Source organism: Halospeciosus flavus, assembly GCF_029814175.1.
GTDB classification, from domain to species: Archaea; Halobacteriota; Halobacteria; order Halobacteriales; family Halobacteriaceae; genus Halospeciosus; species Halospeciosus flavus.
Window position 1 is genome coordinate 417,517 of the sequence record NZ_CP122312.1, and the last position, 12,994, is coordinate 430,510.

At 59.5% G+C, this 12,994-nt stretch carries 9 protein-coding genes; 3 read left to right on the forward strand and 6 right to left on the reverse strand.

From position 1 onward, the window contains the following. Positions 1-394: 394 nt before the first annotated feature. From P0Y33_RS01950 to P0Y33_RS01970, 5 genes are all read right to left on the reverse strand, one after another. Entirely contained in the window at positions 395-1,117 is a 723-nt protein-coding gene (locus tag P0Y33_RS01950) for a sporulation protein (protein WP_279528893.1), read from the reverse strand. Between the two features lie 121 nt (positions 1,118-1,238). Further along, the gene (locus P0Y33_RS01955) at positions 1,239-2,318 is read right to left on the reverse strand and encodes an outer membrane protein assembly factor BamB family protein (RefSeq protein WP_279528894.1); all 1,080 of its coding nucleotides are present in this window, start codon (positions 2,316-2,318) and stop codon (positions 1,239-1,241) included. Positions 2,319-2,852: 534 nt separating this feature from the next. Then, a complete protein-coding gene (locus P0Y33_RS01960) occupies positions 2,853-5,009 on the reverse strand; it encodes an alpha-amylase family glycosyl hydrolase (RefSeq protein ID WP_279528895.1) in 2,157 nt (718 codons plus the stop codon). 126 nt (positions 5,010-5,135) lie between these two features. Next, on the reverse strand, positions 5,136-6,182 hold the full coding sequence (locus P0Y33_RS01965; protein WP_279528896.1) for a TrmB family transcriptional regulator sugar-binding domain-containing protein: 1,047 nt from the start codon (positions 6,180-6,182) through the stop codon (positions 5,136-5,138). 33 nt (positions 6,183-6,215) lie between these two features. After that, on the reverse strand, positions 6,216-7,499 hold the full coding sequence (locus P0Y33_RS01970) for an alpha-amylase family glycosyl hydrolase (protein WP_279530070.1): 1,284 nt from the start codon (positions 7,497-7,499) through the stop codon (positions 6,216-6,218). Here P0Y33_RS01970 and P0Y33_RS01975 point away from each other — a divergent pair. Then, positions 7,467-8,039 carry a hypothetical protein gene (locus P0Y33_RS01975; protein ID WP_279530139.1) on the forward strand — a complete coding sequence of 191 codons (573 nt, stop codon included), beginning with the start codon at positions 7,467-7,469 and terminating at the stop codon, positions 8,037-8,039. The two genes, P0Y33_RS01970 and P0Y33_RS01975, sit on opposite strands and share 33 nt — an antisense overlap. A 302-nt stretch (positions 8,040-8,341) precedes the next feature. Next, positions 8,342-10,375 carry a glycoside hydrolase family 15 protein gene (locus tag P0Y33_RS01985; protein WP_279528897.1) on the forward strand — a complete coding sequence of 678 codons (2,034 nt, stop codon included), beginning with the start codon at positions 8,342-8,344 and terminating at the stop codon, positions 10,373-10,375. Here the strand turns inward: P0Y33_RS01985 and P0Y33_RS01990 are convergent. Then, positions 10,324-11,451 (reverse strand): ABC transporter ATP-binding protein, encoded by a 1,128-nt coding sequence (locus P0Y33_RS01990; RefSeq protein WP_279528898.1) that lies wholly within the window; start codon positions 11,449-11,451, stop codon positions 10,324-10,326. The genes P0Y33_RS01985 and P0Y33_RS01990 overlap by 52 nt on opposite strands. 286 nt (positions 11,452-11,737) lie before the next feature. Here P0Y33_RS01990 and P0Y33_RS01995 point away from each other — a divergent pair, with 286 nt between their 5' ends. Continuing rightward, the gene (locus P0Y33_RS01995) at positions 11,738-12,991 is read left to right on the forward strand and encodes an extracellular solute-binding protein (RefSeq protein WP_279528899.1); all 1,254 of its coding nucleotides are present in this window, start codon (positions 11,738-11,740) and stop codon (positions 12,989-12,991) included. Positions 12,992-12,994: the final 3 nt, after the last annotated feature.

Sequence of the window (12,994 nt, forward strand, 5' to 3'; positions counted from 1 at the left end):
ACGTGCTATCGTGACTGCTCCCACGACTAACGTCCTGTCTCTTACCCATAAGTCCGGGTGATCTAGAGCAGCAAGTCGACTGCTCTCGGCAGCGACCTGAGACGGGGAGAAACACACGGTGATGCGAACTCCGATCGGCTCCCGGCCACGGGGTGTCCAAATTTCCCAGTCCACGCAACAGGGACCGCTCCGACACGCGATGAACCCGGAGAATTTCGGAAATCTGTTGGTTCTTGTTACTGAGACAGTTCATGCTGGCGACTTGATTTGTGGGTAAGAGACAGGACTGAAGTCGTGGGCCTTCTCCTTGTTGATCGTAAACGACTACGAGAACGACTGCCAGCAGAACGAGTAGGATGGCGCCAGTTAACCTGACGAGGAGATGCAGCCCAGACTATGCGAGTCGTTCGAACTCCTGCTGGAGGTACTCAACAGTGTAATCGTCGTGGTTGATCTGGATCGAGTGGAACTGCTCCGACCGCATTCTGTAGTCGAACTCGACGAGTACGTACGTCGCGGTGTCGCGGGGAAGGAAGTGAATCTCCACCTCCTTGTAGTCGCCATTCTGCGGTTTGAAGACGAATTCTTGATCCACCGGGTAGTTGGCCGTCTCGTCACCCACAGAGATGCGGTCGTTGTCCACGGTCACCTCTTTCAGGTAGTTGCCGGCGTTCTCGACGGCGTCGAGCATCGCCTGAACCGGGGCCGTCGGTTCAACAGAGAGGTAGTCTGTATCGTCAGTATCGATAGCTCGGTCGATCTCCAGATCGGTGTCGATCCAAACCTTCGGACTCCGTCCTCGCTTTGCGTTGATGGTCGTAATCGGTGTCTCATAGGGAATTTGAAGGTCAACCTCGAAGACACGCTGTTCGCCCTCCTCGATTGTGAACGATTCGGCGACGCGCTCTGAAGTCAGCGCATATGTCTCGGTCACGTCGCCGTGTTCCCGCTTCGTCTCGAGTTCGAGTTCGATGCCCCGGATATCCTGGTCTACCTCGCCGCCATCAACAACGACCTGCGTGGACAGCGTTTCACCAGGCTGCACGGTGTCCTGATCAAGTCGCGTATCGACCGTTGCCGCACCGATTTTGACCGACGCTAAGACCTTGTCGAACATGTCTGTCCGTGGATTGACAGGGAGATATCAAGTGTGTTTGGGAGGGACGAATGGCTGTTTTAGCTATTCGGACTTGTTTGGTTGCAGCGCCACACCTCGTCCGTTTGCTCGATCGCCTCGACTACTCGCCGTCGACAGACAATGCAACGACTCCCTGCTCTTGGCCACTAACGTAAACGCGGTCGCCGGCGACTGCTACGTCCCAGGGTGCCATCGGGAGATCGGTTCGCCACCGCAGACGACCGTCCCCGCTCGAAAGTCCCAACAACGATCCCTGGCCTGTGGTCTGTTTTGAATCGAGACCGTATCCGACAACCACCGTATTGTCGCCGACGACGGGGCAACTGACTCTGAACTCTGCAGGCGCCGCCGTCGAGAGATCTCCATCGTCAAGCGACTGCCGAAAGATCCACTCGAGCCCGCCAGTCGAGGCATCCAGCGCGAAGACGACGAAGAGCGCCTTCGATTCGTGGCCCTCACAGACGAACACGCGGTCGCCGTCGGTTGCGACCGAGGAAAACGTGGCAGGACCCGAGCTATCCCATCCCGGGAACTGCCAGGCAACGTCCGTACCTCCGGCAGCCCCGAACGCGAGCGATCGGTGCGTGTCAGTCGACCAGACCACCTGACTCGAGACGGTAACATCGCCATCACGGGCGACGACTGGTCGACCCGGAAGATCCATCGGTGACGCCAACCGGTTGATGGACGGTGATTCATCGAACATCTCCAGCTCGTATATCGATGGCGTGGGCTGACTGTAGCTCGCCCATACACAATCATCGGTCACCGCGAGTCCACCGGGCTCGTCCAACACACGGTTGTCCTCTTGGTCGTGGTTACCGAGATAGAGCCGCCACTGCTCGCGGCCGTCCGATGGTGCGAGTCCGTGAAGTCCGTAGCTGGACTGGATATACACAGTCTCGGGTGTTGCAAGCGGAAGCGGTGAGAACTGCTCTGGTGAATCACTCGAGCGAGTCAGAAACCGGTTGGGAACGGCCTTGGCGACCTGCTCGTAGAGGTTGATCCGCCATCGAACGGTTCCATCCGAGATATCGACAGCGATGACGTCGGTTCCAGAGTCCGTCAGAAAGAGTGTTCCGTCGACGAGACCGCCGAATTGCGGATAGCGATGCCCGTGTGGATATTGGACCTGACGTCGCCAGCGTCGGTCTCCGTCGACTGCGTCGTATGCGTACAAAATGACGTCAGAATCACGAGTGACAGCGCTAACAACTAGGTTAGTCGTAGCTGCGACAACGTCTCCCGTCCTCGCTGTATCGGGGCGACCGTCTCCGTGTTGCTTCTGCCAGGCGACCGTCGGTCGAGTACGCAGTCCACGCGAGGTTCGCGCAGTATTCGAGAGATCCGCCCGTGGGAATCGCCACTCGTCGGCAGGCGGTTCCCACGACGTACCGATCGACTCGGGCGGACGCTCGGTCGGACTGGACAAACCGAGTTCGGCACAGCCTGCAAGGCTGGTCGTTGCAGCGATCCCGGACATCTGGAGGGCCGTACGGCGCGTGATAGGGACCATGGTGTCCATATTCTGTGGGATTGGTGAAAAGGTTCAGCCTGCTCACCGGATTCGTACTCGTTCTTACCGGGCTTGATATTGGCAGGATGGCTACATTTCACTCGAATCGGTTTGCGTAGTATGGTCTACGTAGTGGCTCACATTCTTTAATAAGAGGAGCATCAGCCAAGGGTTAACCGAGCTGTGGGCAACTGGCCGTTACCAGGTTGTCCGGAACTCCGCCGTGCCGGTCGTCGGCGTCGTATAGGTGTGGTTCGACCCACTCTCCCAGGTCACATTCCCAGAGCTATCCTCCTTGATGAACTTGAATTCGATGTCCTGACCAGCTGGCACATTCACGTCGTAGTACCATGTGGGGTAGGAGTACTCGACTTGATTGAAGAATGGGCCGACGGCTCTCGAGGTATCCCAGTTCCCGAGCTCGTGAACATTACCCGTGAGGTAGACGTTTTCGCCAGTCTCCGTCGTCGCATCGTCAACAATGAAACGTACGGTGACCTGCTCACCGGAAAGTACCTCGAAGCCGTTGAATGCGGTGCTCGTCGTGCCTGACGAGCTTTCAACGGTAACGTCGTAGAACCCACCCGCTACAGAGGGGATAGTCACGTCGATGCGGTCATCACTCCACGTCTGTACGGTCCCCTGTGTGGAACCGAACCGGACGGTCCCCTGTGTAGAACCGAATCCTTCGCCGCCGAGTGTAACCGTCGTTCCGGGCGTCCCGATGGTCGGACCGACGTGTCCGAGGGTTGGCGTCGTGGTGTCGCCGCGGTGGGCCCACACCGAGACAGTGTGTGGACCGAACGAGAATTGATCAATAGACCCATCGTCGTTCACGCTGACGGTCCATCCATTTACTTCGCCGTCGAGCACGTCGGCATAAGAACCGCCAGGAAGGGATGTCTGTAGGGTATTGATGTCGTACCATGTATCTTGACTGCGGTTGACGGCAACGACAACGGCGTTGTCACCGAACTCGCGTTCGTAGATGTATACATCTCCGTTTATCCAGCGCTGCTGGGTATCTCCATACGCGATAGCTGGGTTCGACTGACGGAGTGCGGCGAGCTTTGAGATGACTGCATACGCCGTTGTGGACGTATCGAACGACGTCATGGACTTTCGATTTTCTGGATTCCCTGACTCGTTCGCGCCCGTCATGTACTGTTCAGTCCCATAGTAGACAGCTGGTGTTCCTCGTGAAGTGAGAAGAACGGCGAGCGCGATATCTGTCATCGTTGTGCTCGCAGACGCCGTCGTGAACCGATCCATATCGTGGTTGTCGAGGAACGGTACTTGGCTCGTGACCTGCTGGTGCTCCGACTTAGTCTCCTGAATCACGTTGTGGAGTCCATTGAAGTCGTCCGTCCTGTCACGAAGGACATCTCGTATTTTCTGTCCGAACCGGAAGTCAAGAAGATTCATCCCGCTATCGTTTGAGAATTCGTAGTAGCGCTGGCTCGTCTGACCGGATCCGAGGAACCACTCGCCGAACGTAAACACGGGCGCGTGGTTGTAGATAGTTTCCATCATGACCTTCTGCCATTTCGGCGGCATGTGCTTGACAGCATCCACCCGAATACCGTCCACTCCGAGATCCAACCACTTCGTGATAGCTTCCTTGAGGTACTGGTCAATGTACGTCTCTGAGACGTCAAGATCGGCGAGATCGTAGAGATTCCTGTAGATACCATCCTCGTATGAGGAGAAGTCTGTTCCGCCGTTGTGACGGAAGTAGTTGTTCGGGTCGTTATCGTAGTCGGCGACGAACGAACCGTTGTCGTACAGCGCACCCTCCTCCATGAACCCGTCACCATCTGTCTCGGACGCTGGGTTCGAGTGATTCGGCACAAAGTCGATAATAATCTTAATATCGTTGTCGTGAGCGACGGAGACGAGTTCCTTGAAGTCGCTCATATCCCCGAAATACGGGTTCGGTTTCTTCAGGTCGCGGATCCAGAACCCGTGGTATGCTGCGGAGTCGTAGTCGGGGTGGATTTCGTAGACGTTCTCGAAGGGTGGCGATATCCAGAGCGCGGTCACACCGAGGTTAGTGAGATAGCCATCCTGAATCCGCTGAATAATACCCCGCCAGTCCCCACCGTGGTACTTCGTAAGGTTACTCGGGTCGTACAGCTCACCGTCCGGGTTGTTCGAAGTGTCTCCGTCTTGGAAGCGGTCGGTCAGAATTTGGTAGATGACGTCATCCGTGTAGTCAACGGAACTGCCTAGACCACCAGTAACCGCTCGCGCCTCCTGACCAGCGAATTGGAGGCCAGCAGCAGCCTGTGTCGCGCCAATAGTTCCGAGACCGAGCGCCTTGAGGACGTCACGTCGAGTGGTATCTTCTGGCATGCGCTAGAACGAGTGAAGTGATTTTGAATAAAACTTTTCCAAGAATTGGGATAGGTGCCTACTTCCACGACTCAGACCTCCGGCTACTGAACTAATGGGGTGCGAAAAACACGGTGGTGGAGCTTGCTACTCCCGGTAGAGAGTGAGTTCGTCCGCCTCGATATCCTCGATGAACGCACCCTCGCCGCCGACAGTGTACTCGCCGTCCTCGGTTTCGACGACGAGTGAATGCTCAACCGGGAAGGAGTTGTTCGTCGGTTTCACGAGCCCCTGACGGACCCCCGTGACGACGCCATCGAACGAGGTCTCACCATCGTCGACAAAGCGACCACGGCCACGTGCCCGAAGATCGTCGCCATCCTTCAGATGGAGGGTCGCGGCGAGCACCGCGTGCCGGAAGTTCCGGTAAGACACGGGGAGCTTGGGCGGATCGACGACGTACAGTTCCTCGGCGGGTGGCCAGTAGTTCCCGAAGAACGACCCGACGATGACGGGGCCGAGTTCCTCCTGAACGAACGCGATCGCGCGCGTATCCGAGTTCGTACGAAGGACGATATCCGGCGGTGCGACGAGTCCAGACTGGGAGTCTGCCGTCACCATCGTCGGCATTGCCTGGCTCCAGGCACGCGCGACTGTCGATACACCAGCGACGTCCGGTACGTCCGCGGGGTCGTCGACGTCGGATAAGAGCAAGACGACGAACACACCACGGTGTACTGCAGATCGGAGGGCGTCGCGCACGCTGTCCAGCCGAGATGCCGGGATAGCGAGTGTGAGCTCTCTGGTCGCCCGATCGATAAGCTGCTCGACGCGCTTGATGACGGTTGCACGCGCCTTGATAACCTCAAAGTCGTCCTCTGTGGGCTGTGTAGCGGAGAACCGCTCCTCGAGGGCAGGGCCCATGGCGTCGAGTTGATTCTCGAGTTGGTCGACGACTTTCTCTGGTGGGTTCGCACGGATCGTCGTCGGGACGAGGTGGTCATTTACCTGGACGAATCCCCGCTCCTCAAGGTCCTCACTGAGGCTATAGACGTAGCGCTTCGAGACGCCGGCGTCCTCTGCGATAGTGGCGGCCTCTGCCTCCCCATGATTGAGTATCGTGAGGTAGGTGTCGATCTCCTTTTCAGAGAGGCCAAATCGGCCGAGGAGCTCGGCGAGTTCTGCGTCATTCATCGTCTCCTAGTGAATTCTGGGGCCTGCGCGCATTTAACGTCTCGCGTGCAGAACGGCAGCGTCATGTACGCGTAGCGACTCGTCGGCGCCGACCTGGCTCCCGGTGAGCAGGTCGGTCGTCGCCACGGACTCGTCGACGGTGACGGTCGCAGGCTGACTTGCGAAGTTGAGCACGACGACGACGCGGTCGTCATCATCATCGCGTGCGAATGCGACCACTCGATCGTCGTCCGGCCCGTCCTCGACACTGTACGAAATGCGCTCGACGGACCCATGCTTCAGGACGGAATGGTCGTTCCGTGCCGCCGTGAGCTGGCGGTGATACGCAGTCAAATCGCTGTCGCCATCGTGCCACTGCATCTTCCCGCGGTACTCCGTCATGCCACGCTCCTGTCCGTAGTAGATCATCGGCGCACCAGGAAGGGTGAACGTCGCCGCGGCGGCCGCGCGAAGCGAACCCTCGTCACACTCGTCAAGGTAGCGGTCTTCGTCGTGGTTCTCGACGTACCGCATGTGGACAGAGTGGTCCGGGAACCCCATGCGCTTGGACGCATCGAGTGCATCGAAGACTGCGTCTGCGGATGCCTCCTCGTTTCCGATGTCGCGGAGCGTGTGGTAGAGCGAGGTATCGTAGTGGACGGTGAACTCACCCTCGTGATAGAACGGGTCGCGAGGAACAGTTTCGTCGAGTAGGAGGAAGTCCTCGGGTGTGCGGTCGGCGACTTCCTTCCAGAACCCGTGGGGGACACCCCACGCGACGTCACAGCGGAACCCGTCGACGACACCCGCCCACTCGTCGACGACGTCGAGAAGGAACTCGCGTACGGCGAGTGTTCCGAAGTTCAGGTTCGGAATGTGCGTCCAATCGAAGTAGTACTCCGCGCCGACGGGAGAGTCCTCATCGGGCACGTAGAAGTCATCGTATGCAGGGACGTCACCCGCGAAGTGGTGGAAGAACGGGTGGTCGCGGGACGTGTGATTGATGACGAGGTCAAAGACTACGCGGATGCCCGCGTCGTGACAAGCGTCGACGAAGGACTCGAACTCTGCACGCGTCCCGAGGTCAGACGCCGTCGAAAAGTAATCCGTGATGTGGTAGCCGTGGGTGGTCGGACTCTCGAGGACGGGCGTAAGCCAGACACAGTCGACACCGAGGGAGTCGATGTACGGAACGCGGCGTTCCAGTTCGCGAAACGTCGTGTCCGGGGTTTCTCCAGCAAACGACCGCACGAAGATTTCGTAGACCGTCGGTGCCGTCGCCCAGTCCGGGCCGTCGTTCGGCCGGTGGACATCTACACGATCGTCCTCGACCTGCACATCGACGTAGTCGGAAACTCCGTAGCGTTCCGCGACTGGGACAGCGTGCACGCGTACGCGCTCAGAGATTTCACTAAGAGGGATACGAGCACTCGTGCCGTCGACATCGAGAGCGGCATCCACGTCGTCGCGGTCACGGTCATCAAGGTAGAACTCGACGTCGGGTGTCGAGCCGTTCGGCGCAGCCGACGGCGTGGCTTCGACAAGGAGATCGCCGTCGTCGACAGTCGCATCGACACGGAGACGGGGTCGGCCGGGCCCCTCGACGGTGGTCGTCCCCCAGACGGACTGGTGGATGTCGTCGTTCGCGCAGAAGTTGTAGTGCTGTTCGCCAGGTGGGAGCTGTTTCTCGAGAACGTACGTGTCGCCCTCTCGGTGCGCATAGTCCCGTCCGATGACTTGCTCGTTCCAGGGACCGATGACGGCGACGGAATCGAGATCCTCTTCTGGAACAGGAAGGTCGGCAGCCGCGACCTCAAAGCGTGCGGTGACACGCTCATCGGGGAAGACGCGGACTGTCTGTTTGTACGTCCCGTCTGACGACTCCAGTTGGAAGCGGTACGTGCCCGGCGTATCGGGCGAGACGGTAACCACGGGGTCGTCAGGGACAGTGACAGCGTCTGCATCGGGGCCGTCAACGAGCGACCACGTGTAACTCGTGTCGGGTGCTGGGTCACGAGGGGCAAGTTCGACTGATTCACCGACGGAAACGAACCGAGGGGGGCCCGGTTGGTGCATACGTCACCGTGCTGATGCCGGTTACTTCAATATTCCCCTCTCAGTAGAATCTGTGAATTAGTATTATACCAAATTTTATCGGGCTGTGCTTCATCCCCTCCATCATGCGATTGCATGACGCTCTTGACGACTACAAACGCCGCCGTGATGACTCACGGGCGTTCGCCGGCGAACGTAGAACTACCACCGGCCGGTTCACGGGAACGGACGGCCGACTCGTCCATGTCGCCCTCGACGGCAGTCTCCGCGACTTCAGTTATTCACTCACTGGGCAGAACGGTATCGAACGTTCTCGATTCGGCGTCCGTGTCGACGGCAATCTGGACTGGTTCGATGCCGACAACGCCACCCAGTCGTACGACGCGGCCACTTCCCTCGTCGTCACCGACCACGAAGCCGCTGACGTAACCCAGTACGACCTCACGGTCGAGGACGCCCACCTCACACACGTCGAGGCCTCGGACGCCGACGAGCTCGTCGTGTACGTTGCGTTCGGCCCCGATCGTCAGGAGGCACAGCTCAGCCAACTCCGCTACGACGACGCAGTCGAGGTGTACCACGACCGAGAGCACGACTTCCTCGGCGCCGATTCATCGTTCTCGTCGCTGGCCGGCGAGCCTCTGCTCCCCTTCGCCGATATCCTCGCCGCCGACCCCATCGAAGAACCGCGTGCGACTCTTGGCGACCGCTACGAAGCTGATCGACTCAGCGGCGAGTTCGTCGTCGGCATTCCCTTCACAGACGGCTCCGTAACCGTTGCTACCCTCCTGACCAACCGTCGAGAGACCACCCGTGAGGCCGCCCGCACTCGACTCGACGATCTTCTCGAGACTTACGACTCTCCGGACGCCCTCCGCGAGGCTGCCGAACACCGCGCCACTACTGCCGACGACCTTCCCGAACAGACACGCGCTGCCGTCACTGCCGACCTTCGCGTCCTCGATCTCCTTTCCGCAGACTCCGGGGCCCGTATCGCCGGTCCCGACTTCGATCCGTTTTACGTCCACTCTGGAGGTTATGGCTACACCTGGTTTCGAGATGACGCCGAGATCGCGTCGTTCCTCTATGACGCTGACGAGGCTCTCTCCCTTGACCTCGCCGACCGTCACGCCGCTAGCGCGCGCTTTTACTGCAATACGCAACGATCCGACGGCTCGTGGCCACACCGTGTCTGGCCGCGCAACCATGCGCTCGCACCTGGCTGGGCGAATGGTCGCCTCGAAGCCGGCAGCGATGTCGACTACCAAGCCGACCAGACAGGCAGCGTCATCGCATTCCTTGCCGACTACCGCACTGACGCGCCCTCCGGCCTCCGCGAACGAATCGACGAGACGCTCGAACGCGCACTCGACGGTCTCGACGCCACACTTGCCCCCGACGGCCGACCCGTTGCCTGCCAGAACGCGTGGGAGGACACTACAGGACGATTCACGCACACAGCCGCGACGTTTCTCGAAGCGTACGCTACGCTCGCGACCGTTGACGCTCCCGGAATCGATACCGAACATGCACGCGAGCAGGCACACCGCGTCTACAACGCCATCGACGACCTCTGGTGTTCGAACCGTGGCGTCTACGCATTCCGCGAACACGACGGCAAACTCGACGACCGCTATGACTCCGCATCCCTCGCGCTTGCTGCCGCACACCGAGCGTATGATCGCCTTGCCTCCGTTGATTCTGACCGCCGCGATCGTCTCGTCTCTCACGTCGAAGGTGTCTGCGAGGGGCTGTGGCGAGAGACCGACGCCATTCGTGGGCTGATGCGATACGAGGGCGACGATTGGCGACAAGGCGAGCAGGAGTCCCCGAAGGTGTGGACCGTCTCGACGGCGTGGGGAGCTCATGCTGCCGCCGAACTCTCCCTGCTCCTTGATGCCTATGACGACCCGCGAGCGACTACAGTTGCCTCGCGCTCGCGGACACTCCTCGACACAATTTCGCCGGATAATGAGCTCATCGCGCCCACCGGCTATCTCCCGGAACAGCTGTTTGACGATGGCACACCGGACAGTGCGACGCCGCTCGGCTGGCCACACGCAATCCGTACTGCAACGCTCGCGTTACATGCGGAAAACGAGGTACTTCAGACCGAGGGCATCGACGTCGCCGTGACGTCTTCGGAACCGCTGGACTGAGTGACAGCCTCCCCGGTCTTTTCGTCGAACAGGTGAACAGCCTCTTCAGGGAATGTGACTGCGACCGTCTCGCCGACTTCGGGGGTGACGTTGGCGGGGACGCGCGCGATGAAGTTCTCTCCAACGTCGAGGTAGAGGTAGTTGTCTGATCCGACCGGTTCGAGGACTTCAACTTGGGCCGTAACGGTGTTCGTCGCTCCAGGGTCGGCGACGGCAACGTCTTCCGGACGAACACCGAGGGTGTAGTCGCCGGCTGGGACGTTTGCGTCCTGAAGCGTATAGTTGAACGAGGGTGCCTCAAGCGAGACGCCACCGTCGGCGCTCGCGTTCGCAGTGACATTGAGGAAGTTCATCGAGGGACTGCCGACGAATCCGGCGACAAACCGGTTCGCGGGGTGCTCGTACACATGTGTGGGTGCACCGACCTGCTGGAGTTCGCCGCCGTCGAGGATGACCATCCGGTCGCCCATCGTCATCGCCTCCTCTTGGTCGTGGGTGACATAGATGGCAGTGATGTCGAGTTCCTCTTGGAGGCGCTGTATCTCAGTCCGCATCGTCGTGCGAAGCTTCGCGTCCAGGTTAGAGAGGGGTTCGTCGAAGAGGAAGACATCGGGCTCGCGGACGATCGCGCGTCCAAGCGCAACACGCTGTTTCTGCCCACCGGAGAGCTCGTCGGGTCGGTCGTCGAGCAGCTCTTCGATGTCCATCATCTCAGCGGTTTCGCGGACGCGAGCACGCCGCTCCTCCCGCGTGAGGTCGGTACTCATGCGGAGACCGAACTCCATGTTCTCAAGGACGGTCTTGTGAGGGTAGAGCGCATAGTTCTGGAACACCATCGCGACGTCGCGCTCACGGGCGTGCATATCGGTTACGTCCTTTCCTCCGATATCGATACGGCCGCTGGTGGGTCGTTCGAGGCCCGCGATCATACGGAGCGTCGTGGACTTCCCACAGCCACTCGGGCCGACGACGGTGACGAACTCTCCGTCCTCGATGTCGACGGAGAGGCCGTCGACAGCGACGATCTGTCCGCTGTCGAACTCCTTGCGCAGGTCGTCCAATCGAACTGTTGCCATACCCCTATGTGGGCAGGTGCCGAAGTATAGTTCTTTCCCAAGAGTCTGCACAAGTGAGGTACTATTTCGTCATTGATTTTCTTCCCGCACCGCTAATTCTATATAGGTAGTTATCATGCGACATGGTACTGCTGAAGAGTTCGACTCACGGACGGGCCGGGGATCGCCTTCATACCGGCACCCTTCACCTAGCGACCCCAACTGCTGAAAATTAGATTCTCCGGTAGATTTAAATCTGTGATGAATAATTTATTCAACGTTGCCCATGACAATGGATCGCAGATCGATGCTCCGGAAATTCGGCAGCGCAGGCGTTCTTGCGGCCATCGCTGGCTGTGCTAGCGTCCAGAAACAGGCCACAACCACGGCCGCGGGCGGTGGCGGCGGCTCCGACGGCGCCGACACCACTAGCACCATCGAGGGTGGAAAGGCCACCGCGTGGGTCGCCCGTCCGTCTGCCGAGGAGAAGTCCATCAAACAGAACATCGACCAATTCAATGGTCAGTCACCCCATACGCTGGAAATGTCCGACATCTCTGATCTCGGGAAGAAGACTTCCAGTGCCATCCCCGCTGGTCAAGGACCCCACACGTTCGAGTGGGCACACGACTGGATTGGCGACTATTACCAGAGCGGCTTCCTCGCTGACCAGAGTGGGAAACTCGACGTCAGCCTTGATACGTTCACGGACGCCGCCGCGCAAGCCGTCCAGTTCGACGGGGCCACCCTCGGACTCCCCACATCCGCAGAGACTGTCGCTCTCCTCTACAACAAGGAATACGTCGACTCTCCGCCCAAGACGGTGTCCGAAATGGTGGACATCATGTCCGAACACCACGATCCAGCCAACGGTACCTACGGCCTCAGTTATCCCCTCACTCCGTACTTCATCAGCGGCTGGGCACAGGCGTACGGTGGCTACTACTTCGATCCTGACAAGGACCCCATGCTCGGCCTCTCCAAACCCGAGACCATCAAGGGGTTCAATCTCGTCGCGGACACCTTCACGAAGTACATGCCTGAGGACACCACGTACGGCCCACAGGCATCTGTCTTCTCCACCGGGAACGCTCCCCTCGCCATCAACGGCCCCTGGTACCTCGCTACCCTTCGCGAGAAGAATCTCGACTTCGGCGTCGCTGAACTTCCTACACCCGACGGTGGCACTCCAACTCCCTACACGGGCATCCAGCTCTGGTACTTCTCCAAGAAGATGCAGAAGGATACGCCAGCAACGAATGCTGCCCGCTCGTTCATCGAGTGGTACGCTACGAACACCGATCTCCTCCTCGAGATCGCAGAGAAACACGGCTTCATCCCAGTCCACGAGGATCTCGCGGGCAGCGACGAGCTCCCTGCGAACGTCAAAGGGTTCTCTGAAGCCGCTCGCCAGGGGATCCCGATGCCCACTCACCCGAAGGTGAAAGCCGTCTGGGACCCCGTGAAGAACGCGTTCAAGACTGCGCTCAACGGCGACGAGTCCATGGAGAGCGCCATGGCAGGTGCTGAGGAGACAATCCGCTCACGGTGGGAAAGCTAGGGC

Coding starts and splice junctions, on each gene's coding strand:
- P0Y33_RS01990 (WP_279528898.1), bottom strand. CDS start 11,451: ATGGCAACAGTTCGATTGGACGACCTGCGCAAGGAGTTCGACAGCGGA.
- P0Y33_RS01995 (WP_279528899.1), top strand. CDS start 11,738: ATGCTCCGGAAATTCGGCAGCGCAGGCGTTCTTGCGGCCATCGCTGGC.
- P0Y33_RS01965 (WP_279528896.1), bottom strand. CDS start 6,182: ATGAATGACGCAGAACTCGCCGAGCTCCTCGGCCGATTTGGCCTCTCT.
- P0Y33_RS01950 (WP_279528893.1), bottom strand. CDS start 1,117: ATGTTCGACAAGGTCTTAGCGTCGGTCAAAATCGGTGCGGCAACGGTC.
- P0Y33_RS01960 (WP_279528895.1), bottom strand. CDS start 5,009: ATGCCAGAAGATACCACTCGACGTGACGTCCTCAAGGCGCTCGGTCTC.
- P0Y33_RS01985 (WP_279528897.1), top strand. CDS start 8,342: ATGCGATTGCATGACGCTCTTGACGACTACAAACGCCGCCGTGATGAC.